At 67.6% G+C, this 25,386-nt stretch carries 18 protein-coding genes; 6 read left to right on the top strand and 12 right to left on the bottom strand.

Annotated elements, in window-relative coordinates; all coding sequences use genetic code 11:
• Positions 1-24 precede the first annotated feature (24 nt).
• Complete coding sequence (gene greB / locus DIZ22_RS14630; RefSeq protein ID WP_010337318.1) at positions 25-510, top strand: transcription elongation factor GreB; 486 nt, start codon at positions 25-27, stop codon at positions 508-510.
• A 100-nt stretch (positions 511-610) separates the two neighbouring features.
• Here the strand turns inward: greB and DIZ22_RS14625 are convergent, their stop codons facing one another.
• Positions 611-1,483 carry a LysR family transcriptional regulator gene (locus DIZ22_RS14625; RefSeq protein WP_010337319.1) on the bottom strand — a complete coding sequence of 291 codons (873 nt, stop codon included), beginning with the start codon at positions 1,481-1,483 and terminating at the stop codon, positions 611-613.
• Positions 1,484-1,590: 107 nt separating this feature from the next.
• Between DIZ22_RS14625 and bla the strand changes: the two genes are divergently transcribed.
• A complete protein-coding gene (bla, locus tag DIZ22_RS14620) occupies positions 1,591-2,517 on the top strand; it encodes a subclass B3 metallo-beta-lactamase (RefSeq protein ID WP_010337320.1) in 927 nt (308 codons plus the stop codon).
• 60 nt (positions 2,518-2,577) lie between these two features.
• Positions 2,578-3,399, top strand: a complete 822-nt coding sequence (locus DIZ22_RS14615; RefSeq protein ID WP_048938079.1) for an SDR family oxidoreductase — start codon at positions 2,578-2,580, stop codon at positions 3,397-3,399.
• 43 nt (positions 3,400-3,442) lie between these two features.
• Here DIZ22_RS14615 and DIZ22_RS14610 read toward each other — a convergent pair whose 3' ends face one another.
• A complete protein-coding gene (locus tag DIZ22_RS14610; RefSeq protein WP_048938078.1) occupies positions 3,443-5,053 on the bottom strand; it encodes a GMC family oxidoreductase N-terminal domain-containing protein in 1,611 nt (536 codons plus the stop codon).
• A 165-nt stretch (positions 5,054-5,218) separates the two neighbouring features.
• Here DIZ22_RS14610 and DIZ22_RS14605 point away from each other — a divergent pair, with 165 nt between their 5' ends.
• Positions 5,219-5,830, top strand: a complete 612-nt coding sequence (locus DIZ22_RS14605; protein ID WP_010337323.1) for a DJ-1/PfpI family protein — start codon at positions 5,219-5,221, stop codon at positions 5,828-5,830.
• Between the two features lie 7 nt (positions 5,831-5,837).
• Here DIZ22_RS14605 and metW read toward each other — a convergent pair whose 3' ends face one another.
• Positions 5,838-6,431, bottom strand: coding sequence for a methionine biosynthesis protein MetW (metW, locus tag DIZ22_RS14600; protein ID WP_010337324.1), 594 nt, complete (start codon positions 6,429-6,431; stop codon positions 5,838-5,840).
• A complete protein-coding gene (locus tag DIZ22_RS14595; RefSeq protein ID WP_010337325.1) occupies positions 6,428-7,558 on the bottom strand; it encodes a homoserine O-acetyltransferase in 1,131 nt (376 codons plus the stop codon). Before DIZ22_RS14595 ends, metW begins: the two co-directional genes overlap by 4 nt.
• Before the next feature lie 75 nt (positions 7,559-7,633).
• Between DIZ22_RS14595 and DIZ22_RS14590 the strand changes: the two genes are divergently transcribed.
• Positions 7,634-8,593: a 2-hydroxyacid dehydrogenase gene (locus tag DIZ22_RS14590; protein WP_010337326.1), complete on the top strand. Its 960-nt coding sequence runs from the start codon at positions 7,634-7,636 to the stop codon at positions 8,591-8,593.
• Between the two features lie 196 nt (positions 8,594-8,789).
• Here the strand turns inward: DIZ22_RS14590 and DIZ22_RS14585 are convergent, their stop codons facing one another.
• The 3 genes from DIZ22_RS14585 to DIZ22_RS14575 are packed head-to-tail and all read right to left on the bottom strand — an operon-like array spanning position 8,790 to position 14,666.
• Complete coding sequence (locus DIZ22_RS14585) at positions 8,790-12,362, bottom strand: error-prone DNA polymerase (RefSeq protein WP_122928362.1); 3,573 nt, start codon at positions 12,360-12,362, stop codon at positions 8,790-8,792.
• Positions 12,359-13,954, bottom strand: a complete 1,596-nt coding sequence (locus tag DIZ22_RS14580) for a DNA polymerase Y family protein (RefSeq protein WP_170319006.1) — start codon at positions 13,952-13,954, stop codon at positions 12,359-12,361. The genes DIZ22_RS14585 and DIZ22_RS14580 overlap by 4 nt, the downstream gene beginning before the upstream one ends.
• Positions 13,848-14,666, bottom strand: coding sequence for a hypothetical protein (locus DIZ22_RS14575; protein WP_010335713.1), 819 nt, complete (start codon positions 14,664-14,666; stop codon positions 13,848-13,850). The genes DIZ22_RS14580 and DIZ22_RS14575 overlap by 107 nt, the downstream gene beginning before the upstream one ends.
• Positions 14,667-14,756: 90 nt before the next feature.
• Between DIZ22_RS14575 and DIZ22_RS14570 the strand changes: the two genes are divergently transcribed.
• Positions 14,757-15,509, top strand: coding sequence for an isocitrate lyase/phosphoenolpyruvate mutase family protein (locus DIZ22_RS14570; protein WP_010335714.1), 753 nt, complete (start codon positions 14,757-14,759; stop codon positions 15,507-15,509).
• A gap of 101 nt (positions 15,510-15,610) precedes the next feature.
• On the opposite strand, the gene DIZ22_RS14565 is transcribed toward DIZ22_RS14570, so the two are convergent.
• From DIZ22_RS14565 to DIZ22_RS14545, 5 genes are all read right to left on the bottom strand, one after another.
• Complete coding sequence (locus DIZ22_RS14565; protein WP_048938076.1) at positions 15,611-17,248, bottom strand: alpha-L-arabinofuranosidase C-terminal domain-containing protein; 1,638 nt, start codon at positions 17,246-17,248, stop codon at positions 15,611-15,613.
• A 56-nt stretch (positions 17,249-17,304) separates the two neighbouring features.
• Positions 17,305-18,111: a transglutaminase family protein gene (locus tag DIZ22_RS14560; protein ID WP_010335716.1), complete on the bottom strand. Its 807-nt coding sequence runs from the start codon at positions 18,109-18,111 to the stop codon at positions 17,305-17,307.
• Between the two features lie 63 nt (positions 18,112-18,174).
• Positions 18,175-18,870: a hypothetical protein gene (locus DIZ22_RS14555; protein ID WP_122928361.1), complete on the bottom strand. Its 696-nt coding sequence runs from the start codon at positions 18,868-18,870 to the stop codon at positions 18,175-18,177.
• Between the two features lie 38 nt (positions 18,871-18,908).
• On the bottom strand, positions 18,909-23,129 hold the full coding sequence (locus DIZ22_RS14550; RefSeq protein ID WP_048938075.1) for a translocation/assembly module TamB domain-containing protein: 4,221 nt from the start codon (positions 23,127-23,129) through the stop codon (positions 18,909-18,911).
• Positions 23,129-25,312, bottom strand: coding sequence for a BamA/TamA family outer membrane protein (locus DIZ22_RS14545; protein ID WP_048938074.1), 2,184 nt, complete (start codon positions 25,310-25,312; stop codon positions 23,129-23,131). The genes DIZ22_RS14550 and DIZ22_RS14545 overlap by 1 nt, the downstream gene beginning before the upstream one ends.
• Between the last annotated feature and the right edge of the window lie 74 nt (positions 25,313-25,386).

Here is a 25,386-nt window from a genome sequence, read left to right as displayed (position 1 = left end):
CCAAGGCTGTGGATAAGGGGCGGCATGAGCGGTCCCTATCCCAATTATATCAGCCCCGAGGGCTTTGCGAAGCTGCGCGCCGAATATGACCATCTGCTGGGTGTCGAGCGGCCGCGCATCGTCGAGGTGGTGAGCTGGGCCGCGGGCAATGGCGACCGCAGCGAAAATGGCGACTATCTTTATGGCCGCAAGCGGATGCGCGAGATCGACGGGCAATTGAAGCGCCTGTCGAAGAAGATGAAGGACGCCAAGGTCGTCGACCCGCGCCAGCAGCCCGATAAGGGGCGGGTCTATTTCGGCGCGACCGTCACCATCGCCGACGAGGATGACAATCATCGCACCGTGACGATCGTCGGCAATGACGAGACCGATGTGGATGCCGGCCGGATCGGCTGGGGATCACCGATCGCCCGTGCGCTGCGCGGGGCGGCCATCGGCGACCTGCGCCGGGTGCATCTGCCCGCCGGGGAAAAGGAATATGAGGTGATGGCGATCAGCTATCCGCAATAGGATTTCGATCGCTTAACTTCCCATATTTCCCGCACATTTCGATATAGAATTTCCAACCCCTATAATATCCTTGCGCGGGCCACCCCCATTATAGGGGCGATCAGCCCTGTAGGACAGCATCCGCCAGCCAGGCGCGGAAGGCGGCCATGGCGGGGCTGTCGGGGCGGGACAGCAGGCGGGTGAGCCAATAGCCGCCGACATCGACGCTCTCAGGAAAAGGCTGGACCAGCCGCCCGGCCTGCAGATCGGCGGCGAACATCGCGACCGGGGCGAGGGCGACGCCAAGGCCGGCGCGCGCCGCCTCCACCATCAGCAGCGAGGTGTCGAACATCGGCCCGCGCAGCGGCGGGCAGGGCGCACCGGCGGCGGCGAACCAGCGCGGCCATTCGTCGGCACGATAGGAGCGCAGTAGCGGCTCGCGCGCGAGCGCGGTGGAATCGATCAAGCGAGCGGCGAGGGCGGGCGTGCAGAGCGGGGCGAGCGGCGCGCGCAGGATCGGCTGGGCATGGGTGCCGTGCCAGGCACCCTCGCCAAAGCGGATCGCCAGGTCCAGCCCTTCGCCGGCCAGGTCGACCCGGTTATTGTTGGTCATCAGCCGCAGATCGACATGGGGGCAGGCGCGGGCGAAATCGGCAAGGCGCGGCAGCAGCCAGCCGCCGGCAAAGGTGCCAACCACGCCCAGCGTCAGCACTTCATGCAGCCGCCCGCCCTCGATCCGCTCCAGCGTGCCGCCGACCCGGTCGAACGCATCGGCCAGCACCGGGAGCAGCGCCAGCCCCTCATCGGTCAGAGCGAGGCCGCGCGGCAGGCGGCGGAACAGCGGCGCGCCGATCCGCGCCTCAAGCTGCGCGACCTGCTGGCTGACCGCGCCCTGGCTGACGCAGAGTTCGAGGCCGGCGCGGGTGAAGCTGAGATGCCGGGCGGCCGCCTCGAAGGCGCGCAGGGCATTGAGCGGCAATTGGGCGCGATCCATGGTCCAGGCATAAGATCAGCTAATGACTGTGTCGAGAATTGATGCTTTGTCGCTAGCCGGTATCTCCCGCAATCTCTGCCCATCACCAAGCATATAGGGGTAGGACGATGCGCAACTGGATGGGCGTAGGTATCAGCATGGCTGCGATGTTTCTGGGTGGCCCGGCCTGGACGAAGGCGGCGGATGATCCGTTGCTGCGGCCGATCGCGCTTGCCTCGTCCAAGCGCTGGCTGGCGCCGCAGGCGCCGATCCGGCTGCATGGCCAGACCTATCTGGTCGGGTTCGGCGGCCTCAATGTCGCGCTCATCAGGACGAGTGCCGGGCTGATCCTGATCGACGGCGCGGTGCCGCAGGCGGTGCGCGACGTGGAGGCGAACATCAGGGCGCTGGGCTTTTCGATCCGCGACGTGAAGCTGATCCTGAGCACCGAACCGCATTTCGACCATGCCGGCGGGCTGGCCGCGCTGGCCCGCGACAGCGGCGCGACGGTGGTGGCGAGCGCGCCGGCAGCGGCCGTGCTGCGCACCGGCGGCATCGATCCTGCCGATCCGCAGGCGGCCTGGCTGGAGCGTTTCCCCGCCGTCCGCCGGCTGCGCACGGTCAAGGATGGCGAGGAGATCCGGCTGGGCGACACGGTCATCACCGCCGTCGCGACGCCGGGCCATACGATGGGCAGCATGAGCTGGCGCTGGAAAAGCTGCGAGGGGCGGCAATGCGCGACCATGGTCTTCGGCTCCAGCCTCAATCCGATCGCGGCCGATGGCTATGCATTTTCCGATCCGGCGCACCGGCCGGTGGTCGACGCCTTCCGCGCGACCTTTGCCAAGGTGGGGGCAATGGATTGCGACCTGTTGATCACCGCCCATCCCGATCCGGCCGACCCGGCCAAGCTGGCGCGCCTGCGGGCGAAGCGCGTGCCCAATGCCTTCATCGATCCGACCGCCTGCCACCGCTATGCCGACCGCGCCGCCGGGATGCTGGACAAGAAGCTGGCGGCGGAAGGGGAAACGCGCAGTTACAGCCGGGGCCAATAGCCCCTTTCCCTGCCGGCCTTAATTTGCGACACTATTGTTGTAAATATAAAGGAGAGCAGGATGCAGATCGCGGGCAGGACGATATTCATCACCGGGGGCGGCGGCGGTATCGGCGGGGGGATGGCGCAGGCCTTTGCCGAGCAGGGCGGGCGCATCATCCTGGCCGATATCGATGCGGATTTTGCCGAGGCGGAGGCGGCGAAGCTGCCGGCGGGGACGGACGCGATGGCGCTGCCGATCGACGTCACGAGTCGCGACAGCTGGGCGCAGGCCAGGGCAGCGGCGGAAGCGCGCTTCGGGCCTGTGGATATCCTCTGCAACAATGCCGGGATCGCGTCGGGCTTTGCGCCGCTGATCGACATGGACCCGGCCGATTTCGACCGGCTGGTCGCGGTCAACCTGACCGGCGTCTATAATGGCATCGCCTGTTTCGCGCGAGCGATGGTCGATCGGGGCGCGGGGCATATCGTCAACACATCGTCGATGAACGGGCTCAACCCCTTCGGCCTGTTCGCCGCCTATTGGGCGAGCAAGTTCGGCGTGCTGGGCCTGTCGGATTCGCTGCGGCAGGAACTGGCGCCCCATGGCGTCGGCGTCTCCACCCTGTTTCCCGGCCTGACCCGCAGCCGCATGTCGGAATCCGATACGGTCGGGCCGGGCGCGATGGACCCGGCGCGGCTGGCGCAGATTCGCGCCAACATGATGGAGCCGATCTGGCTGGGCCGGGCGGTGGTGCGTGCGGTCGAGCAGGACCAGCCCTATATCATCACCCATCCCGAATATCGCGACGACTTGGCCCGCCGGTTCGATACGATCCTGGCGGCGTTCGGCGAACCGGCCCAGCCGGGCTATCGCACGGGGGCGTCGGCGACCGGGCGCTGACTGAGGCGCGAAAGCTCAGGCCCGAAAGCTCAGGCCCGATAGTTCAGGAACGGGCGGCGGCGAGGATCATCTCCGCCCCCTTTTCCGCGATCATCATGGTCGGCGCATTGGTGTTGCCCGACGTGATCGTCGGCATCACCGATGCGTCGATGACGCGCAGCCCGGCAATGCCATGGACGCGCAATTGCGGGTCGACCACCGCGCGCGGTCCGCTGCCCATGGCGGCGGTGCCGACCGGATGGAAGATGCTGCTGGCGATCGCGCCGATTCCTTCGAGCAGGGCGGCGTCATCCTGCCGCTCCGGGCCGGGCCGGAACTCCTGCGGCGCATAGGGGGCGAGGGCCGGCTGGCCGACGATCGCGCGGGTGACGCGCACCGCCTCGACCGCGACCTGGCGGTCTTCGGCCGCCGACAGATAATTGGGGCGGATGGCAGGCGGGGCGAGCGGATCGGCGGAATGGATCCACACATTGCCGCGGCTGTGCGGGCGCAGGTTGCAGACGCTGGCGGTGAAGGCGGGAAAGGCGTCGAGCGCGCCACCGAACGCGGCCAGGCTCAAGGGCTGGACATGATATTCGAGATTGGCGGTGGCATGGCGCGGGTCGGATTTGACGAACATGCCAAGCTGGCTGGGCGCCATCGACAGTGGCCCGGAGCGGCTGGCCAGATAGTGCAGGCCCATCCACGCCTTGCCCAGCCATGATCCGGCGCGGCCGTTGAGGGTGGCGATGCCGGTCACCCGATAGGCGCAGCGTATCTGGAGATGATCCTGCAGATTTTCGCCGACGCCCGGCCGGTCGGCCAGCACGTCGATGCCGAGTGCCGCCAGCCGGGCGCCGTCACCGATGCCCGATCGCTGGAGGATGGCGGGGCTGCCGATCGAGCCGGCCGACAGGATGACTTCGCCATCGGCCTGCGCGGTGCAGGCGTCGCCATCCAGCAGGAAGCGGACGCCGGTGGCGCGGCCCTGCGCAATCGTCACCCGGTCGATCGTCGCGCCGGTGACGATGCGCAGATTGGGGCGGTTCATGGCCGGACGCAGGAAGGCGTCGGCCGCGCTCCAGCGCCGGCCGCGCCGCTGCGTCACCTGAAAATAGCCCGAGCCCAGATTGTCGCCGCCGTTGAAGTCGGCGGTTTCGGGCACGCCATATTGGCTGGCGGCCTGGCGGAAGCGGTCGAGCAGATCCCAGCGCAGCCTTTGCCGCTCGACCCGTATCTCGCCGCCCGCGCCATGGGTGGCGCTGGCTCCGTCCTGATGATCCTCCGCCCGCACGAAATAGGGCAGGATATCGTCCCAGCCCCAGCCGATATTGCCGGCCTGGCGCCAGCCATCATAATCGGCGGCCTGACCACGCATGTAGATCATGCCGTTGATCGAACTGCTGCCGCCGATCACCCGGCCGCGCGGATAGGCGATGGCGCGGGCGCCAAGGCCGGCCTCCGCCTCGGTCTTCAGGCACCAGTCGGTGCGCGGATTGCCCATGCAATAGAGATAGCCGACCGGGATTTTTATCCACAGCCAGTCGTCCTTGCCGCCGGCCTCCAGCAGCAGCACGCTATTGCGCGGATCGGCGCTCAGCCGGTTGGCCAGCACGCATCCCGCGCTGCCCGCGCCCAGGATGATATAATCCCAGCGGCCATTATCCCGGTCCATTGCCTCTCCTCTTGTGCGCGAAGCATGGCCCGGCGGGGGCGGCGGCGTAAAGGGGAAGGGCGGGCGCGGTGGCGATATCTGGCCGGGCCATGGCCTGCAAACTGGCCATGGGCGTGGCCGGGCAAGGGGCTATGGCAGGCGGGTGACGGCGCAGGAGGATGACCAATGCAGATTGCGATACTGACGTTCGAGGGTTTCAACGAACTGGACAGTTTCATCGCCGCCGCCATCCTCAACCGGATGAAGCCGCAGGGCTGGGCCGCCTATATCACCGCGCCCGACGAGACGGTGACGTCGATGAACGGGGTGAGGGTGCAGCGACAGCGGCCGCTGGACTTTGCGGCGCAAGCGGACGCGGTGCTGATCGGCAGCGGCATCCGCACGCGCGAGATTGCGACCGATGCGGCGATGCTGGGGCGGATCACGCTCGACCCGGCGCGCCAGCTGATCGGGGCGCAATGTTCGGGCACGCTGCTGCTGGCGAAGCTAGGCCTGGTCGGCGATCTGCCGGCCTGCACCGACCTGACCACCAAGCCCTGGGTGGTGGAGGCGGGGGTGCGGGTGATCGATGCGCCCTTCATTGCCCATGGCAATGTCGCGACGGCCGGCGGATGCCTGTCGGCGCCCTATCTCGCCGCGTGGATGATCGCGCGGGGCGGATCGATGGTGGATGCGGAAGCGGCGCTCCATTATGTCGCGCCGGTGGGCGAGAAGGCCGACTATGTCGCGCGGGCACGGGCGGTGATCGCGCCTTTCGTGGAAGCGGTGCCGGCCTGACGATCGGCTATCTGCGCAGCAGGAACACCGCATGTTCGGCGAACAGATTGGCGTTCGCATGGGTGGTTTCCTTGTCCCCTTTCAGGAACCACTGGCCATCGATGGTCCAGCCGCGATCCTTTACCAGCGCGCGGAAATCATCCACCGTCACATGATGGATGTTGAGCGTGTCATACCAAGTGTCGGGCAATAGCCGCGTCACCGGCATGCGACCGCCCCACAGCAGCGACAGGCGGCCGCGCCAATGGGCGAAATTGGGGAAGGAGACGAAGGCCTGCCGGCCGATGCGCAGCAATTCCTCCACCACCAGGTCGGGGCGCCGGGTCGTCTGCAACGTCTGGCTGAGGATCGCATAGTCGAAGCTGGCGTCGGGATAATAGGCAAGGTCGGTGTCGGCGTCGCCCTGCACCACCGACAGGCCGCGGCCGACCGCGGCGGCGACATTGGAGCCGTCAATCTCCAGCCCGCGGGCATCGACCTGGCTGGTGTCGCGCAGCGCCGCCATCAGCGCGCCGTCGCCGCAGCCGACATCCAGCACCCGCGTGCCCGGCCGCACGGTGCGGGCGATCAGCGCGAGATCGGGGCGGAGGAGATCGCTCATGCCCGGCCACCGCGCAGGAAGCCGTCGACCACGCGGTTCAGTTCCGGGCTTTCGAGCAGGAAGGCGTCATGGCCGAAGGGGCTGGACAGTTCGACGAAGCTGGCCTGCGCGCCCGAGGCGTTGAGCGCATGGACGATCGCGCGGGATTCGGCGGTGGGATAGAGCCAGTCGGTGTCGAAGCTGACGAGGCAGAAGCGCGCCCGCGTCGCCGTGAACGCCCGCGCCAGCGACCCGCCATGATCCTCGGCAATGTCATAATAGTCCATGGCGCGGGTGATGTAGAGATAGCTATTGGCGTCGAACCGTTCGACGAAGCTCAAGCCCTGATGGCGCAGATAGCTCTCCACCTGGAAGTCCGCGTCGAAGCCGAAGGTCTTGGCGTCACGCCCCTGCAACCGGCGGCCGAATTTCTCGGTCAGGCCTGCTTCGGAAAGATAGGTGATATGCGCCGCCATGCGCGCCACGGCGAGGCCCGCGCTCGGCACCTTGCCATCGGCATAATAGTCGCCGCCGCGCCAGAGCGGATCGGCCATGATCGCCTGGCGCCCGACCTCGTGAAAGGCGATATTCTGGGCGCTGTGCCGCGCGGTCGAGGCGATGACGACGCAGCGTTCGACCCGGTCGGGGAAGAGGGTGGGCCAGGTCAGCGCCTGCATGCCGCCCATCGATCCGCCGATGACCGCCGCCAGCCGGTCGACGCCCAGATGGTCGAGCAGCATCGCCTGCGCCCGCACCATGTCGGCGATGGTCAGCACCGGGAAGCGCATGGCGTAAGGATCGCCCAGCGCCGGATCGATGCTGGCGGGGCCGGACGATCCCATGCAGCTGCCGATGACGTTGGAGCAGATGATGAAATGGCGCGCCGGGTCGACCGGCCGGCCTTCGCCCACCATGCGCCACCACCAGCCGGGCTTGCCGGTGACGGGATGGTCCGATGCGACATATTGGTCGCCGGTCAGCGCGTGGCAGATCAGGATGACGTTGGATTTGTCCGCGTTCATCTGCCCATAGGTCTCATAGGCGATGTCGACCGGGGACAGGCTGGCGCCGCTCGACAGCGGCAGCGGGCCGGGAAGGCGGGCCTGGCGGCGCAGGCCGAAACGTGTGTCAGGGGAAACGCTGGCCATGACATCGGGCTAAGACGAGGGAAAGAGGCTGTCAATTGGCGGGGCGGGGTGGCGATCGGCCTGCGCCGTGCCTAGATGGAGGGCATGACCGATCAGACCCGCCCGACCATCGTCGCCTATGGCCCGCTCTATCCCTATTTGACCGACCAGCTGGAGCAGCGCTTCACCGTCCATAATGTGGCGGCGGACGCGGATATGTCCGCGCTGCCGGCCGAGGTGCTGGAGGCGCGCGCGCTGGTCAGCTTCGGATCGGTCGGGGCGCCCGCCGCCATCATGGACGCGCTGCCGAAGCTGGAGATGATCGGGCTATTCTCGGTCGGCTATGACAAGGTCGATGTCGACCATGCTCGCGCAAAGGGCATCCGCGTCACCAACACGCCCGATGTGCTGACCGACGATGTCGCGGACCTGGCCGTCGGCCTTCTCTATGCGACGGTGCGCAACATCGCCGCCAATGACCGGCTGGTGCGGTCGGGCGGCTGGGCGCGGGGCGAGAAGCCGGCGCTGGCGGGCCGGGTGACCGGCGCGACCATCGGTATATTGGGGCTGGGCCGGATCGGCCGGGCCATTGCCAGACGGCTGGAGCCGGTGGCGGGCGAGATCCTCTATCACAACCGCAAGCCGGCGGCCGACACCGCCTATCGCTATGTCGCCGACGCGATCGACTTTGCGCGCCAGAGCGACGTGATCATCGTCGCTACGTCGGGCGGGCCGGAAGCGGCCAAGCTGGTCGACGGCACGATGCTGGACGCGCTCGGGCCGGATGGCGTGATCGTCAATATCAGCCGGGGCGGCGTGATCGACGAGGTTGCGATGGTCGAGCGGCTGGCCGACCGGCGCATCGCCGGCGCAGGGCTGGACGTGTTCGCGCACGAACCGCATGTGCCCGAAGCGCTGTTCGCGATGGACCATGTCGTGCTGCAACCCCATCAGGGCAGCGCCACCGTCCACACCCGCAAGGCGATGGCCGACCTGGTGGTCGCCAATCTGGACGCCTGGTTCGCCGGGGAAGCGCTGCTGACGCCGGTGGTGTAGTATGGGTGGGTCGCGGACTGTCCGAAAATCCTCTCCAAGCTTGCTTGGGGAGGGGGACCGCCGAAGGCGGTGGAGGGGCAAGTAGATGAGGTTGCGCCATTTCCCCTCCGTCAGCGCTTCGCGCTGCCACCTCCCCAAGCAAGCTTGGGGAGGAATGAGAAACGTTAGCTTCTGGCCGCTAGCCGTCCTTGCAATCTCAATGGAAGTCGCGCGATTTGGGTAGAATGCGCACGTCGCGGGGGTGACGGGCGGCGGGGGCGGCCTGTATCGGCGGTTCGGATTGCGACAATCGGTTGAGGTCAGCGGTGCGGTCATGGATGCGGCTGGCCATCAGATGGACGACGCCCTCCTTGCTGCGCTGCACCTCGCCCTCGACCAGCATCAGACGGCTGGCCATGACCGGGCGGCGCTGCAGCTCGAACAGGCGCGCCCAGAGCAGGATATTGGTGATGCCGGTCTCATCCTCGATGGTGATGAAGACGGCATTGCCCTTGCCCGGCCGCTGGCGCACCAGCACCACGCCGGCGGTGCGGACGCGCGCGCCATTCTTCGCCGCGCTGGTCTGGGCGCAGCTCAGCACGCCTTCGGCGGCGAACACCGGACGCAGGAACTGCATCGGATGGCCCTTGAGCGAGAGGCGGGTCACCGCATAATCGTCCATCACCTGTTCGGCGAGCGGCATGGCGGGCAGCATCGCATCGGCCTCCTCCCCCAGTTCGCGCGCGGCGCGGTCGTGCCGGCGGGCGGCGGCGAACAGCGGCAGTTCGTCCGACGGGGTGCGCCGCGCCTCCCATAAAGCGGTGCGCCGGTCCTGTCCCAGCGAGCGGCAGGCATCGGCATCGGCCAGCAGCCGCAGCGCCCGCGCGGGCAGGCCGGCGCGCCGGGCCATATCCTCGATGCTGGTGAAGAGGCCGCCCTGTGCCCGCGCGTCCATCATCTGCGCCGCCCATTGTTCGCGAAAGCCGTCGACCTGGCGCAGGCCAAGGCGCAGCGCCAGCGCCCGACCGGTGCCTTCGCCCTTGTCCGCGCGGCGGCTGCGCAACAGCGGTTCCAGGCCATTGTCCCAGCCGCTCATATTGACGTCGACATCATGGATGGCGACGCCATGCTCGCGCGCGTCGCGGACCAGCTGGGCCGGGGCATAGAAGCCCATCGGCTGGGAATTGAGCAGGGCGCAGGCGAAGATGGCGGGCTGGTGGCATTTGATCCAGGCCGAGACATAGACCAGCCGGGCGAAGGACAGCGCATGGCTTTCGGGAAAGCCATAGCTGCCGAACCCTTCGATCTGCTTGAAGCAGCGCGCAGCAAACTCCGCCTCATAACCGCGCGCGGTCATGCCGTTGATCATCTTCTCGCGGAAATGATGGATGGTGCCGACATTGCGGAAGGTCGCCATCGCGCGGCGGAGCTGATTGGCTTCGGAAGGTTTAAATTTGGCGGCCGTAATGGCGAGCTTCATCGCCTGTTCCTGGAACAGGGGGACGCCATAGGTCTTGCCGAGCAGGATCTTGAGTTCATCCGCCGGGCCATGTTGCGGGCTGGGTGAAGGATAGGTCACCTTTTCCTCGCCGCAGCGGCGTCGCAGATAGGGATGGACCATGTCGCCCTCGATCGGGCCGGGCCGCACGATCGCCACCTGGACGGTCAGGTCATAGAGGGTGCGCGGCCTGAGGCGCGGCAGCATGTTGATCTGCGCCCGGCTTTCGACCTGGAACACGCCGATGCTCTCGCCCTTGCAGAGCATGTCATAGACGGCCGGATCGCTGGAATGGAGGTCGACCGTCAGGCGATGGTCGCCCAACCCCTGGTCGCGCATCAGGTCGAACGCCTTGCGGATGCAGGTCAGCATGCCGAGCGCCAATATGTCGACCTTCATCAGGCCGAGCGCGTCGATGTCATCCTTGTCCCATTCGATGAAGCTGCGGTCGGCCATCGCCGCATGATGGAGCGGCACCGTCTCGTCGAGCCGGTTCTGGGTCAGCACGAAGCCGCCGACATGCTGCGACAGGTGACGGGGAAAGGGGGCGTCCAGCAACTGGCCGATCAGCGCACGCAACTGCATGATCTGGGGATTGTCGAGCGCGAAGCCGGCCTCGACGATGCGCTGGTCGCCGACATCGCCCGAATAGCTGCCCCAGACGGTGCTGGAGAGGCGGGTCGCGACATCTTCGCTGAGGCCCAGCACCTTGGCGACCTCGCGCACGGCGCTGCGCGAACGATAATGGATCACGGTCGCGGCGATGCCCGCGCGATGGCGGCCATAGCGCTCATAGATATATTGCATCACCTCCTCGCGCCGCTCATGTTCGAAATCGACGTCGATGTCGGGTGGCTCGTCCCGCTCCTCCGACACGAAGCGGGAAAAGAGCAGGTCATGCTGTTGCGGGTCGACCGAGGTCACGCCCAGCAGGAAGCAGACCATCGAATTGGCCGCCGATCCGCGCCCCTGGCACAATATGCCCTTGCTGCGCGCGAAGGCGACGATGTCGTGTACGGTCAGGAAATAATAGGCATAGTTGCGCTCGCCGATCAGCTTGAACTCCTCGTCCATCAGCGTGCGCACCTTGTGGGGGATGACCGGGCCATAGCGGGCATGGGCGGCGCTGACGGTCAGTTCCTCCAGCCATTGCTGCGCGCTCCAGCCCTCCGGCACCGGCTCGTGCGGATATTCGTAGCGCAGCTGGTCCAGGGTGAAGCGGATGGTGGAGAGGAAGCGGATCGTTTCGGCTACCGCCTGCGGACAGGTGCGGAACAGATGGGCGATCTCGGCCGGGGCATGGATATGGCGCTCGGCATTGGCCTCCAGTTTCCTGCCCGCCCTGGCGATGGTCGTGCCCTCGCGAATGCAGCTCAGCACATCCTGCAGCGGCCGCTGTTCGGGGCTGGCATAAAGGGCGTCCATCGTCGCCAGCAGCGGCACGCCGGTCCGCGCCGCCAGATCGGTGAAGCCGGCCAGCCGTCGCGCATCGCGCCCGTCGCGGCGCAGCGCGGCGCCCAGCCAGATGCGACCAGGGGCTAGGCGATGGAGGCACAGCAACAGGGCTTCCAGTTCGGTCGGGCGCGGCGGCGGCACCAGGCTCAGATGCTTCTGGCGGATCGCTTCGCCGGGCGGACGATCGGCAAAATCATAATCGACCGGGTGGCGGTGCGCCTGCTGCTCGGTCGCGCTGGCATAGGGCAGGACGATCAGTTGCAATTCGTCGAGATGACCGGTCAGATCCTCATAGCGCAGGATGCAGTCGCCCTTGATCGAGCGGAGATTGCCGACCGTCAGCAATTTGGTGAGTTCGCCCCAGCCGCGCCGGGTACGCGGATAGGCGATGATGTCGGGCGTGCCGTCGACGAACACCAGCCGGGCGCCGACCACCAGGCGCAGGTCGCTCTCGCAGCCCTGTTCCTCTTCCGGGCTAAGCATGAGCGGCAGACCGGCCTCTTCCCTGGCCGTCATCAGGGCGGCGCGCGCCTTTTCCGGGGCCTTTTTGAGGGCGACATGGGCGCGGACCACGCCGGCGACGCTGTTTCGGTCGGCAATGCCGATGCCGGTGAGGCCCAATGCCATGGCGCGTTCCACCATGTCGCTGGCGTGGGAGGCGCCGCGCAGGAAGGAGAAATTGGTGGCGGCGACCAGTTCGGCGAAGGGGGGCTCGGCCGGTGCCGGGCGCGGCGGGGCGGGTTTCGTTTTTTCTCGGGCTGCCTCGATCGCGTTCAATTCGCGCCGGTCGATCGATCGGGGTTTGGCGGGATCGGGCGGCGGGCGCCGGCCGCTCATGCGAACAGGCCGTGAATATACCAGCCGGGATGGACCGTCTCCGCGCCATAAAGGCCGTGACGGAAGATCCAGTAGCGGCGGCCGCGCGCATCCTCGACCCGATAATAGTCGCGGGTGCGGCCGGTGCTTTCGCCCTCGATCGCGCCGTCTTTGGCCTGCCACCATTGCGGCGCGATCCGTTCCGGCCCCTCGAACCGGGTGACTTCATGCAGGGTGCGGCGCCAGCGGAAGCGGTGAGGCGGGCCGTCGGGGACTTCCGCGATCACATCGATCGGTTGCGGCGGATCGAACAGATGGAGCGGGCGCATCGGCGGGTCGCCGGGCTCGCCGACCGGCGCCCAGCCTTCGGGTGCGCGATGCTCGACCGCCGGCAGCGCCAGCTGTGCCTGTTCGGGAATATGGCTGTCGCGTGGTTCCAGCCGCTGGATACGCGCACGCCCGGCGCGGATCGACAGGCGATCGACCAGCGCCTCCACGCCCTCGCTCTTGCGCGCCTCGCCCCCTTCGAGCGCGAGCTGGGTCGGCGCCATCGGGTCGGCGCGCGGCACGGTGAGGCGCAGCATGTCGAAGCCGAAGCCGGGATCGAGCGGGTCGGACAGGCTGTCGATCCGTTCCTGGAACAGGCGCATGATCGCCGGCGCATCGCGGATCGGCAGGCTGGTTTCGACCCGGATCGGGAAGGCGAGGCCGTCGCTGCGGAAGAAGACCGCCTCGAACCGGCGGCCGCCCTGGCCGCGCTCGGCCAGTTGTTCGCCGGCTTCCGCCGCCATCTCCGCCACGATCTTGATCGCATGGGCGCTGCTGCCCATCGGTTCGGCAAAGCGCCGTTCGACCCGGATCGCGGGGCGCGGGCGGCGCGGGGCAAGCGGGCGGTGGCCCAGGCCCAGCAGCGCGTGGAGCGCGTCCACAGCCTCCTCGCCGAATCGGGCGGCGAGCGCGGCGGCCGGGCGCGCGGCGAGGTCGCCGACGGTGCGCAGTCCGGCGCGGCGGAGCGCCACCGCGCTCTCCGCCTCCAGCTCCAGCGCCTCGACCGGCAGGCGGCGCACCGCCGCATCCTCGTCCGGCGCGGGGGCGGCGGGGAAACGGGCGAGCGCATGGGCGGCCTCGGGCGATGCGGCGATGGCGTGGCGCACGCGCATGCCATGCCGTTCCAGCCGGTCGGTCGCAGCCTGCGCCAGTTCCGCCTCGCCATCCCACAGATGGGCGCAGCCGCTGATGTCGAGCATCAGGCCATGGCCGGAATCGAGCGCGGCATTGGGGGTGTAACGGGCGCAACCGTCGCACAGCCGCTCCAGCCAGTCCTGGTCGCCATGGGGATCGGCCTCGAACACGCGCAGTTCCTGCTCGCGGGCGCGCGCATCGGCCAGCGTCATGCCGGCGGTAAGGCCCGCCGCCAGCGCATCGGCATCCAGCGTCGCGAGCCGCATCGCGCCGCGAACATTTTCCACCACCACCGCGGGCGCATCGCCCTGCGCGGCCCAGAGGTCAGGCCGCGCGATCCGCAGCCGATCGATCGGCAGGAAGGGGAACCAGAGCGCCAGATAGCGGCGCGCCGTCCTGCTGTCCGTCCTGTCCATGCTCATGGCGTTCATGCCGTCCGTCTCCAAAAGCCCCTTTCTCGCCATCCCATATCAGCCGCCAGGCCAGCCCGTCCGGCCCCGCCCGTCGCCGCAACAGGCTGAGGGCGAAGGCACTGTGCCCCGGCGCATTGCCGGGCAGCGGATCGGATGGGGCGGCCGCCACCTGCCAGCGGGTTTCCGCCGCGCTGGGCACCGGATCGCCGCCAACCCGCAGCAGGAAGGCGGTGACGCCCGATTGTTCGGCCGCCAGCGCCAATCGCCGGCTGGCAGTGAGGTCGAGCAGCGGGGCGCGCCCGCGCAATTCGATCAGCAGCGCGCCGAGTGCGGGGCAACGCAGCCCCTCCACCGCCGCGCGCAGCAGCATCGCGTCATCGGCCATCAGCCCGATCAGCAGCCGGGCCGGGTTCAGCCCCAGCGCCGCGAGGCCGGGGCCATAGGGCGATCCGCCCGCCCTGGCCGATGTGGTGGTGCGCAGCCAGAGCAGGGGGGCGTCATCCGCCGCCAGCCGGGCGAGGATCAGCGCCAGGCCGGCCGCCGCTCCTTCCTCCTCGGCCGCGCCGAACAGTTCATGCACCCGCCCGCGCAGGAGGCCGCCGTCGAGCGCCGCGTCCAGCCCGGCATGACCGGTCGCAAGCCGGGCACAGCCGACCGTCAGCGCTGGCGTCCGGTCCAGCGCCGCGATATGCCGCTTCAGCGCGGCGAGACTTTTGATCGACTCGCTCATTGCATTTGTTCCTGATATGTTCTTATTTCACGCCATTGGCTTCCCGAGTCAATCCGCTTGCCAATCCAGAGGACAAAGAAGGATTTCCTGATGACCGACACCGCCCGCAAACGCGCCGATTTCCGTGCCCTGCACCAGGATGGCTTCTTCCTGCTGCCCAATGCCTGGGACGCGGGCAGCGCGGTGCGGCTGGCGAAGAAGGGCTTTCGCGCGATCGCGTCGACCAGTGCCGGCGCGGCCTGGGCGGCGGGCAAGGATGATGGCGAACTGGGCCGCGACGCGGTGCTGGCGCATCTGGAGATGCTGGTTGCGGCGACCGACCTGCCGGTCAATGCCGATTTCGAGAATGGCTTTGCCGATGCGCCCGAGGATGTCGCCGCCAATGTGACGCTGGCGGCGCAGACCGGCATTGCGGCCCTGTCGATCGAGGACTGGTCGGGCGGCGCGCTCTATGACCTGCCGCTGGCGGTGGAGCGGATCGCGGCCGCGCGTGAGGCGATTGACCGGGTCGATCCGGCGCTGATGCTGGTCGGGCGCAGCGAGAATTTCCGCGTGCCCGGCATGGCGCCGAGCGAGAGCATCGCCCGCGCCGTAGCCTATGCGGAGGCGGGAGCCGACTGCCTGTTCGTGCCTTTCCTGCTGGACCATGGCGCCGTCGCCGAACTGGTCGCGGCGGTCGCGCCCAGGCCGGTCAATGTCGTCATCCATGACTATGACGCGGCCGGCATCGCCGCGCTGGCGGCGCTGGGCGTGCGCCGTTGCAGCATCGGCGCCAGCCTGGCCCAGATAAGCTGGGCGGCGTTCGACGATGCGGCCGGGCGGTTGAAGGTGGCCGAGGGGTAAACTTCCCCGTCTCCGTTCGTTTCGAGCCAAGTCGAGAAAACGTAGCGCTTCCCGCTTCTCGACACGCTCGAAGCGAACGGATGTTGGGAGAAGGCTTCGTTCTACTCCACCGTCACCAATGTCACCGACTTGGACGGCAGGGTCAGCGCCACCTGGCCCTGCGCCAGCCGCGCCGGCAGCGGGCCGGGCACGAAGGGATCGGCGCCCTCGAAGCGGATGCGGGTGTCGATGGTCGCGGCGGTCAGCGTCCGGGCGCTGGCCTTGCGCCAGGCGCCCCCTTTCAGGTCGATGCGCACCGGCCGGGCGGCGGCGGGGTCGAGATTGACGATGCTAAGATGCAGCGCGCCCGCCGCATCTTTCGACGCCGACACGCTGAGCCCCGGCAGCCGCACCGCGCCCGCGACATAGTCGGGCGCCTGCACATCGACCGGGATCATCGTCGCATTCTGATGGACCTTGTAGAGGTCGAACACATGCCAGGTCGGCGTCACCACCATCTTGGCGCCCTGCGTCAGCACCAGCGACTGGATGACATTCACCATCTGCGCGACATTGGCCATGCGCACCCGGTCGGCATGATTATTGAAGATGTTGAGGCTCATCCCGGCGATCACCGCGTCGCGCAGCGTGCTTTCGAGGTAGAGCTGCGAGGGCGCGTCCTTCTCGCTGTCGAACCAGGCGCCCCATTCGTCGACCGCGATCGCCACCTGCTTCTTGGGATCATAGCGGTCCATGATCGCGGCATGGCGGCGGATCAGTTCGTCGGTCAGATGGGCGCGGGCCAGTGCGGAGGCCCATTGGTCGGTGCCGAACCCGATATTGCGCCCCTTGTTGCGCCAGTCATTGCCGGCGAAGCTGTAGAAATGGAGCGAGAGGCCCCACATCAGCGGACGTTCGGTGTTGTAGGCGAGCGGCGTGGGGTTGGGGCGCCATTTCATCGCCTGCGCCATGACCTTTTCGGTCCATTCATAATCGTCGGTATCCGCACCCACCGCGATCAGCTTCGGCCGCTCGCCCGAATAGGCGCGCAGGAAGGCGGCATAATGACGGAAGGCGGTGGCATAGGTGTCGGCGGTCATGTTGCCGCCACAGCCCCAGCTTTCATTGCCCACACCGATGAAGGGCACGGCCCAGGGCGCGGCATGGCCATTGGCGGCGCGCTCTTTGCCCGGCTGGCTGTCGGCCGGCGCGGTCATGTACCGCATCCAGTCGTCCGCCTCGCGCACGCTGCCCGATCCGACATTGACCGACACGAAGGCCTTGGCGCCGATCTGGTCCAGGAAATCCATATATTCATGGGTGCCGAACGCATTGGTTTCGGCCGACTTGTCCCAGGCGGCGTTGATGCCGGCAGGGCGCTGCGCGGCCGGGCCGATGCCGTCGCGCCAATGATAGCCATCGGCAAAGCAGCCGCCCGGCCAGCGGATCACCGGCACCTTCACCTGGCGCAGCGCGGCGACCACATCGCTGCGGATGCCGCGCACATTGGGGATGGGGCTGCCTGGCCCGACCCATATGCCTTCATAGACGCCGCGGCCCAGATGCTCGACGAACTGGCCATAGATATTGGGATCGATGGTGGCGCCGGGCTTGCCGGTGTCGACGGTCAGGACGGCGCTGCCGCCGGGCGCAGCCGCCGGGGCCGATGCGCCGGCAAGACCGGCGAGCAAGCCCGCCGTCGCCGCCAGCAGCGCCCGCCGCGTTCGCACCCAAGCCCGTCCCGAAAGCTGCACGCTCATGCCATCCCCTTCCTCAATTTGTCTGAGTATAGGCTAGGCGGGCGGCAGGGCCGGGGTCAAGGGGCCGTAACGTCCTTGGGTTCTTCCATCCGCGTCACATGGATCGCCTGTTCGTTCATCTGGGCGCTGCCGAAGATGGTCATGAAGGCGATGTCGGTGGCGTCGCGGCCGACGGCGATGCGGACCATCCCCTCGATCGGGGCCAACCCCGTCGCGTCGACCATATGCCAGGCGCCGTCCAGCCACACCTCCACCACCGCGTGGAAATCGGGCGGATCGAGATCGGCGGCATAGACCGACACCAGCCGGGCTGGAATGTCGCGCGCGCGGATCAGCGCGGCGGTGAGGTGCGCGAAGTCGCGGCACACGCCACGCTGGGCGACGAACGTGTCGGCGGCAGTGGTGGTGATATCCGAACTGCCCGGCACATATTGCAGATTGTCATGCACCCAGCCGACCAGCGCCTGCACCAGCGGGCCGCCGTCCAGCCCTTCGAAATGGCCGCAGACGAAGCTGACGAACCTGTCCGCCTCGCAATAGCGGCTGGGCCAGATGAAGGGCAGCACATCCTGCGGCAGGCTGGGCAAGGGCGAGCGGGCGAGCGAGAAGAGATCGGGCGCGGGCCGATCGACATCGACCAGCGCCTTGTAGCGGCTCAGCATCCGCCCGGTGCCGCTGCGCGTCCAGGTGCGCCGGCCGATCGCGCTGCCGCCCATGAGGTTGGTCAAAGGCCCGGCATTGTCGATGATGTGCGATTGTTCGACGATGCGCTGATCGGCCATGGCGGCGGCCTCGACGGCCATCAATACGTCGGTCGGCCCGGAAAATTCATAGTCGAGGGTCGCTTCGATCGCGAGACGCATGGCCATCCTTCAGGAGAGATTCGGCAAGATGTCATCCTGCCGATGCTGCAGGCCGCTGTCGCGCTATTCCGGCAGCTTGCCGAACGGCAGCAGCTTGCGCGCCTGGGCGGCGGCGGCCTTGCCATTGCCGGCGCGCAGCGCGGGCAGGATGGCGGCGGCATTGCGCTTCATCAACTGGTCGAGCGGGGCGGGGGCAGGGGCATTGGCCGCCCGTTCGGCCAGCGCCAGTGCGCCGGCGACATCATTATGATCGGCGCGGATGCGCATCAATGCGGCCAGGCCCGAGTAGAAGGCGCGGTTGCCGCCCAGCGCGACCGCTTTGCCCAGGGCGGCCTCACCCACCTGCTCCTTCGCGCCCAGCACGGTGCGGGCGATGAAGCTGCCAAGCTGGTCGATCGCGTCGAGATGCCAGCCGGCGATCACCATCTGTGCCTCGGCATCACGTGGGTTGCGGGCGGCCAAAGCCTCGAACGCGGAAAGCGAGCTGCGCGCATCGGGTCGGCTGCGGGTCAGCTTGGCGCGATAGCCGATCGCGACCGCGCGTTGCAGCACCGCCTCATGATCATTGGGGGCGGTCATCAATATGCGGTCGGCGGCGCTGATGGCCTGACCGATGAGGCTGAGCGCCCGCGCCTTGTCGCTGGTCTGGAAGGCCGCCGCAGTCAGCAGCTCGCGCGGGGTTTCCGCCAGCGCGGCTGGCGCTGCGGAGAGGGCAACGGCACAGATGATCGGACGGCAGAGCGACGGGGCGAAGGGCACATATTCTCCTGTTGTGGCGGCGCCACCCTGGCGCCGGATCAATAGTCCCTGGAATAACGAAGTGCGGCGGAAGATCCCGCATTGGTGCCGGTCTTCGACAGGATGCTCAGCGTCTTCGACAGGGCGACTTCCAACTGGGTGGCGGTGAAGCCCTTCGAGTCTGTCACGACCTCCACATAGATATTGTTGGAGATATGCTGGCCGACGGCGAGCGACGTGCCGCGCCCGGTATCCTCATCACCGCCGACGATGCCGATCCGGTCGAGGCCCGATGCGCCCTGCAGCTTGCCCATCGGGTTGAGCCCGCCACTGCCGCCGCGCAGGCCGTTGAGCGCGGCCGCCAACTGGATCGCCTGGGTGGCGGACAGATTGGCGACATTGTCACCGAACAGGATGCGCGAGAGAATCTCGTCCTGCGGCAGGGTTGGCGTCGACACAAATGTGATGTCGGGCTGCTGCGCGGTGCCGGCGACGGCGATGCCGGCGCTGACATCGTCAATCTCGGTCAGCGCCTTGATTGCCAGCGTCGGGTTCATCATGTCGCCATTGAAGGTGATGACGCCCTGATCCAGGTCGAACTGATGGCCCGAGAAGCTGTAGCGGCCGCGGATCACCTCGATCTTGCCGCTGACGCGCGGCTTGGTCGCGGTGCCGGTGACGCGCATGTCGGTCTTCCATTCGGAATCGAGGCCCATGCCGGTCACATAGATCTGGTTGTCGGCGCGCAGGCGGATGTCGAGTTTCCAGTTGGTCGGCGATGCCGCGGCGGCCTTGCGGTCAGCGATGCGCTGCGCCAGCACATCCTGGCCCTCGCCCTTGCGGCGGACGCCCTGCAATTCGCGAATCTCGGTGCCACCCTGCCAGGCGACGCGATAGCGGGTCTCGGGCAGCGACAGGTCGCCCTTGATCAGGCCGCCATTTTCCGCGCTGTTGGTGATGTTGAGGGTGCCGCTGACCACGCTGGTGATCGCTTCGCTGCGGGCGAGGCGGGCATGGTCCATCTTGACCGCGATGTTCATCGGGAAGCCGCTGTCGGCGGCCAGGCCGACGGTGCCGCTGGCCTGGACCGTGCCGTTGCCGGCGCGGCCGGAAAAGTCGCGAATGTCGAGCCGGTCGTTGGTGAAGCGGCCGTCGAGCTTCATCTGGGTGACGCGGGTGCCGAAGCTCGTATTGTCATAGGTCAGCGCATTGGCGCGGACCAGGCCGTTAAGCTGCGGCGCGGTCAGTCGGCCGCCGAAATCGGCCGCGACCGCGATGCCGCCGCTCAGCCGCTGATCGGCAAGGCCGGCGAAGGAGAAGAGCACGTCGGCCGGGCCGGCATAGCGAATGCCGCCGCCCAGCGGCGCAGCCATCAGCTGTTCCGACCAGTTGGCGCCCGGTCCCGGCGGGGCCATGGTGGCGACGAAGCGGCCGATCGTGCTGTTGCCCTTGCGGATGAGGCCGCGCATGTCGCCGCCGGCGGAGGACAGCTTGCCCTCGACATTCATCGACACTGCGTCGGACACGGCGGCCAGGCTCGACCGGCGGAAATCGCTGATCGCCAGGTGCGTGGTCGCGGTCGGGAAGGCGGTTCCGCTCTGGCTGTAATCGACCATGCCGGTCGCCTTGCCGCCGATGCCCAGGCCCGGATTTGCGACATTGGCGATGGCGAGGTCGAAATCCTTGAAGCGGGCCTGCAGCGCCGTGTCCGTGCCGAAATGGCCAGCCAGATCGACCTTGCCCTGCGGCAGCACCAGGCTGACCGGTTCCAGCCGATAGCCGGTCTTTTCAGCGCGGATGATCGCCGGCTGGTTCAGGCGGAAATCGACATTGCTGGCCTTGCCCTGCAGCGCGACGGCATAGAGGTCGGGGCGCAGCGCGGCGTTGACCGCGACCGAGAAGGGCACGCCGCTGGAGCCGTCGGCGACCAGCTGGGCCTTGCCGCGCCCACCCTGATAATCGAGCTTTGCCCGCGCCTTGCGCACGACATAGTCGCCATAGGCGGCGTTCGCCATCTGCACGTCGGCGATCACCTTGGGCTGGTCGCTCAGCAGCATGGAGGCGGTGACGACGGCGCGGCCGATGACGATGTCGGCCTCGCCCGGCAGCTTGGCATTGCTGGCGGTCGCGTTGACGTCGACGCCCTGTAGCTTGCCGACGGCATTGAGTTTCACCGCACCGGTGATGCCAGACCCGTTCATCGCCAGCTGGCCGGTGAAGGGGCCGGCATTGGACTGCTGGATGCGGCCGTTCATGTCGACCCCGGCGAAGCGCGCCTTGGTCACGTCGATCGTCAGCGGGCCTTGCGCGGTGCGGATCAGCACATTGGCGAAGAAGGGGCCATAGGGCGATCCGCCGGTGGCATCGAGGCGATAGCCGGCCGGTTCGCCATTCAGCTTGGCAACGACATCGGTCAGCTGCACGCCGACATTGGGGCGCGGCGCGCGCAGCACCGCCTGCGGCCGGTCCGCTGTGCCGCGCACGGTCAGGAACAGCGGGCCATATTGTTTCGAATAGGCTTCGGTGTCGAAAGCGAGCTGGCCGTTGGTGTCATAGCTGCCCGAACCGGACTTGATCTGGAAATTGGGCGCGGCACCCTTGAGCACCGCCAGGGTGAACCTGCCCTCCGGCGTCATGCCGATCCGGCCGGACATCACAGCATTGCCGCCCAGGAAGTCGCGGACCGAGGCATTTTCCCAGCGCGCGGTGCGCACGCCGAACATCCCCGACAGGCCGAAGCCGCCCTTGGGTCCGGGGATCAGCTTGACGTCGGTGTTGAGGTTGACGATGCCGACGCCGTCGATCCGATAGTCGTTGACCCGGCCTTTCAGCGCGCCACGATAGATGGCGTTGTCGAGATCGGCGAGGATGATGGCGGTGGCGTCGATCTTGTCGCTGTCGAGCTTGAGATTGTCGCTGATCAGCTTGCCGCCGGCATAGGCAAAATCGCCCTTCACCCGCAAATTGGTCATCAGGCCGCCGGCGGCGGCATTGAGGCCGGTGACGCGCTTCGCGGTCGCATTGACCGGGATGCGGATGCGGTCGGCGTCGATCACGGCGCGGCCGCTGGCCTTCAGATTCTCGATGCCGGTGGCGTCGAAGGCGAGGGACGTGGCGCTGATGTCATAATCGATGAAGGGCGTCGCCATCGGCCCGTCGAGGATGATCGAGGCACGGACATCCTTGCCCTTCACCTTGTCCATGAAGGCGCCCGGCTGCAGCAGCGAGGCATTGATCTTGAGCGCGCTGAATGTGCTCTTGCCCAGGTCCGCCAGACCCTGCGCATCGGCCGACATGGCGGGTGAGCGCAGCGACCCCTTGAGGTTGACGCGCCGTTCGTTGAGGCCGGCGAACAGGTCGACATCGAGCTGCGGCCGGGTCAGCCGGTCGGCAATGTCGCCATAGACGAGGCCGGGGCGCAGCGGCCCCTTGGCGGTGAAGCTGCCGTCGCGGGCGGCGAGCGCGATATTGGCCAGTTCGCCCCTGGGCGTGGTGGCGATCAGCTTGCCGTTCCAAGCCTGCCAGGTGCCCTTGCCGTCGAGCGAGGCGGTCATGCCGTCGGGCAGGCCGCTCATCGCCGCGATCACGCCGCCCTTGGGCGCGGTCAGCGTGCCGCTCATCGCCAGGCGATTCTGTGCCGGCACCGCGTCCAGCTTCGCCTGCAGCCGATCGCCGCTGTCGACCACCGCATTGGCGGACAGCTGGGCACGGCCGTCGGCGATATGGACGACGCTGTCGATCGCGATCTCACGCTTCTGGCCGATCACGGGCTTGGCGAGCAGGAAACGGTCGAGCCGCATCCGGTCGACGTCGATGTCGAGGTCGGGCAGGATCGGCGCATTGGGATCGGTCGGGGTCTGGTTGAATTGCGGGCTGCGCGCCAGCACCACCAGCGGGCTTTCCAGATTCTGCACCGAAATATGGTTCTGGAGGTAGCGGAACGGGCGCCAGACGACATGCACCCTGGGGCTGACCGCGAACACGCCCTTGGGATCGCGCAGGATCAGGTCGTGGATGGTCATGTCGCTATAGATCGATCCCTCGATCCGGCCGACCTCGATCCCCATGCCCGATTCCATCTTGAGCGCGGCGATCTGCTTGATGAGGAAGCTTTTGCCCGGCTGGGTATCGAGGAACAGCAGCAGCCCCGCGACCAGCACCACGAGCCCGACGATCAGGCCGGCCAGGCCGATGGCGATCTTCTGCCACAGCGGGCGGCCCTGGCGGATCACCACGGTCTCGGTCGCTTCGGGCGCGGGGGGAGGGGTATTTTCCGCCATCAGAAGGCCTGTCCGATACCGATGTAGAGGGCGAATTTGGATTCGCCGGGCTGGCGGTTGATCGGCATGGCTATATCTGCGCGGAAGGGTCCGAAATTGGTGTAGAAACGTCCGCCCAGGCCCACGCCATAGCGGATGTCGGAAAATTGCGGGATCTGGCTTTCATAGACCTGGCCCGCATCGACGAAGGCGACGACGCCATAATTGCCGAAGCGATAGCGGCCCTCGACCGCGAATTCATTGACTGATCGGCCGCCGATCGGATCATTGTTCGCGTCCTTTGGCCCCAGTTCCTGATAGCCATAGCCGCGCACCGACCCGCCACCGCCGGCATAGATGCGCCGCGAAGGGGCGACATCGTCGCGGGCGACGCCGTTGATCGTGCCGATCTTGGTCCGCGCCGCCAGCACGAAACTGTCGGAAATCGGATAATAGCCGGCCAGGTCGAAGCTGGCGCGGACATAGGGCGAGACATTGCCCTGCAAGGACGCCTCGGGCGACACGCGCAGATTGGCGCGAAAGCCGCTGGTGGGGTTGAGCAGGTCGTTGGAGCGGTCATAGCCGACCTGCACCGGCAGGGCGCCGATGAAATAGGTCAGCCGCTTGTTTTCGCCGCTTTCGTCGATCGTGGTATTTTCGTTCGAAAGCAGGATTTCGCCGCCATAGGTATAGGTCCAGCGCTTCTGGAAGATCGGTGTCGATTGGCGCGACCAGCTGGCATTGAGGCCCAGGGTGAAGGCTTCATAGGCGTCATATTTCTGATGGTTGACGCCGGCGCCCGCCTGGAAGGTCTTGTCGCGCTTGCCCGCATTGGACCGGCGGAAGGTGCCCGATACGCCCTGTTCCTGGGTGCCGGCGATGACGCTGGCGATCAGCGCGCCTTCGGGCGGGAACAGGTTGCGATGGGTCCAGCTGCCTTCGGCGCGGAAGCCCTGTCCGGTGCCATAGCCCAGTTCGCCCGCCAGCCGCCGGGCCGGGCCGGCTTCCTGATCGACATGCAGGTCGACATATTCGGTGCCATCCGGGCCGGGCTCGCCGGTCTGGACCGGATCGACGGCGACGCTGGCGAACAGGCCGGTCGCGACCAGCGCCTTGCGCAGATCATCGACCTTGCGGCTGTCATAAAGGTCGCCTTTGTCGAAGCGGGCGATCACCGCCATATGGTCGGCGCCGAACGCCTGCTTCTCGCCGCTGGTGGTGATGGTGCGGAATGTGCCGCGCGGGCCTGGCTCGACCGGCAGCGTATAGTCGCCGGTCACGGTCGCGGGATCGAGCAAGATGTCGCGGTCGCCGATCCTGGCGAAGGCATAGCCCTGTTCCGGCAGCTTGAGCGCGACATTGGCCTCCGCCGCCTCGACCGCGGTGGCGACGATATAGTCGCCGGTCTTCAAGGTCAGGCTGTCGCGGATCAGGCCGGGCGGGATGGTCTCGGGCGCATGGATGACGATCTCGTTGATCTTGTAGCGCTTGCCCGGCGTCACCGACAGGATCGCCTTCAGCGTGCCATCCTGCTGCTGGTCGAGCGAGGCGAGGGCGGTGGCATCATAATAGCCCTCCGAATGGAACAGCCGCACCGCCAGTTGCTCGTCGGCCTGGGCGCGCTGCTGCACCATCGATGCGGTCTCGGCCTTGCCCTTGCCGTCGACCAGGGCGGATGCGGCACGGAACTCATCCTCCAGACCGGTCTTGCCGAAACCGTCGAGCTGGGTCGCGTAGCGGACCTCGGGCGTCTTTTCGTCGCTGTCATCATCGGCGACATTTTCGGGCACGGTCACGCTGTCGAGCGCGGGCAGCGGCTGGGCCAGTTCGGTTTCGACCGGCGGCTCGGTGGCGGGGGGCAGTTCGGCGCCGGTCGCGGGTGCGGTCGCGGGCGCCGTGCCGCTGGCCGGCGCGCTGCCCTGGGCACTGCCCTGGGCCGGCATCTGCTGGTCGAGCCAGTCGTCGATCGAGGGCAAGGGGGCCTTGCTGTCGGTCCCGCTATTGCTGGCCTTGTCGTCGACGCTGCCGGCGCCGGGCAGGCGCGCGTTGAACTCGTCGTCGGGCAGGATCGGTTCTTCGTCGGCGGGCGCTGTGGTGCTGGGGGCGCTGGCCGGAACCGTCTGCGCCATCAGGGGCAGGGGAGAGGCGGCTGCCATGATCATGCCCAGCGCATGCCGAACATATCTCGCCTGCCGCTTCTTCATCTGTCTGCGATGCCCCTTTCGCACCGGGCATCCCATATGTCCGGCAAACAGGCAATACGCCCAATGACTTGCAA

The organism is Sphingobium sp. LF-16 (genome assembly GCF_003711185.1).
Taxonomy (GTDB): Bacteria; Pseudomonadota; Alphaproteobacteria; order Sphingomonadales; family Sphingomonadaceae; genus Sphingobium; species Sphingobium yanoikuyae_A.
This window is presented reverse-complemented; position numbering and strand designations above follow the sequence as displayed.

Excerpts from the sequence above, each read along its gene's own strand:
- DIZ22_RS14580 (WP_170319006.1), bottom strand. The coding sequence starts at position 13,954 with ATGAACGCCATGAGCATGGACAGGACGGACAGCAGGACGGCGCGCCGC.
- DIZ22_RS14575 (WP_010335713.1), bottom strand. The coding sequence starts at position 14,666 with ATGAGCGAGTCGATCAAAAGTCTCGCCGCGCTGAAGCGGCATATCGCG.
- DIZ22_RS14590 (WP_010337326.1), top strand. The coding sequence starts at position 7,634 with ATGGAGGGCATGACCGATCAGACCCGCCCGACCATCGTCGCCTATGGC.
- DIZ22_RS14605 (WP_010337323.1), top strand. The coding sequence starts at position 5,219 with ATGCAGATTGCGATACTGACGTTCGAGGGTTTCAACGAACTGGACAGT.
- DIZ22_RS14550 (WP_048938075.1), bottom strand. The coding sequence starts at position 23,129 with ATGGCGGAAAATACCCCTCCCCCCGCGCCCGAAGCGACCGAGACCGTG.
- DIZ22_RS14615 (WP_048938079.1), top strand. The coding sequence starts at position 2,578 with ATGCAGATCGCGGGCAGGACGATATTCATCACCGGGGGCGGCGGCGGT.
- greB (WP_010337318.1), top strand. The coding sequence starts at position 25 with ATGAGCGGTCCCTATCCCAATTATATCAGCCCCGAGGGCTTTGCGAAG.
- DIZ22_RS14545 (WP_048938074.1), bottom strand. The coding sequence starts at position 25,312 with ATGAAGAAGCGGCAGGCGAGATATGTTCGGCATGCGCTGGGCATGATC.
- DIZ22_RS14560 (WP_010335716.1), bottom strand. The coding sequence starts at position 18,111 with ATGCGTCTCGCGATCGAAGCGACCCTCGACTATGAATTTTCCGGGCCG.
- bla (WP_010337320.1), top strand. The coding sequence starts at position 1,591 with ATGCGCAACTGGATGGGCGTAGGTATCAGCATGGCTGCGATGTTTCTG.
- DIZ22_RS14570 (WP_010335714.1), top strand. The coding sequence starts at position 14,757 with ATGACCGACACCGCCCGCAAACGCGCCGATTTCCGTGCCCTGCACCAG.
- metW (WP_010337324.1), bottom strand. The coding sequence starts at position 6,431 with ATGAGCGATCTCCTCCGCCCCGATCTCGCGCTGATCGCCCGCACCGTG.
- DIZ22_RS14610 (WP_048938078.1), bottom strand. The coding sequence starts at position 5,053 with ATGGACCGGGATAATGGCCGCTGGGATTATATCATCCTGGGCGCGGGC.
- DIZ22_RS14585 (WP_122928362.1), bottom strand. The coding sequence starts at position 12,362 with ATGAGCGGCCGGCGCCCGCCGCCCGATCCCGCCAAACCCCGATCGATC.
- DIZ22_RS14595 (WP_010337325.1), bottom strand. The coding sequence starts at position 7,558 with ATGGCCAGCGTTTCCCCTGACACACGTTTCGGCCTGCGCCGCCAGGCC.
- DIZ22_RS14625 (WP_010337319.1), bottom strand. The coding sequence starts at position 1,483 with ATGGATCGCGCCCAATTGCCGCTCAATGCCCTGCGCGCCTTCGAGGCG.
- DIZ22_RS14565 (WP_048938076.1), bottom strand. The coding sequence starts at position 17,248 with ATGAGCGTGCAGCTTTCGGGACGGGCTTGGGTGCGAACGCGGCGGGCG.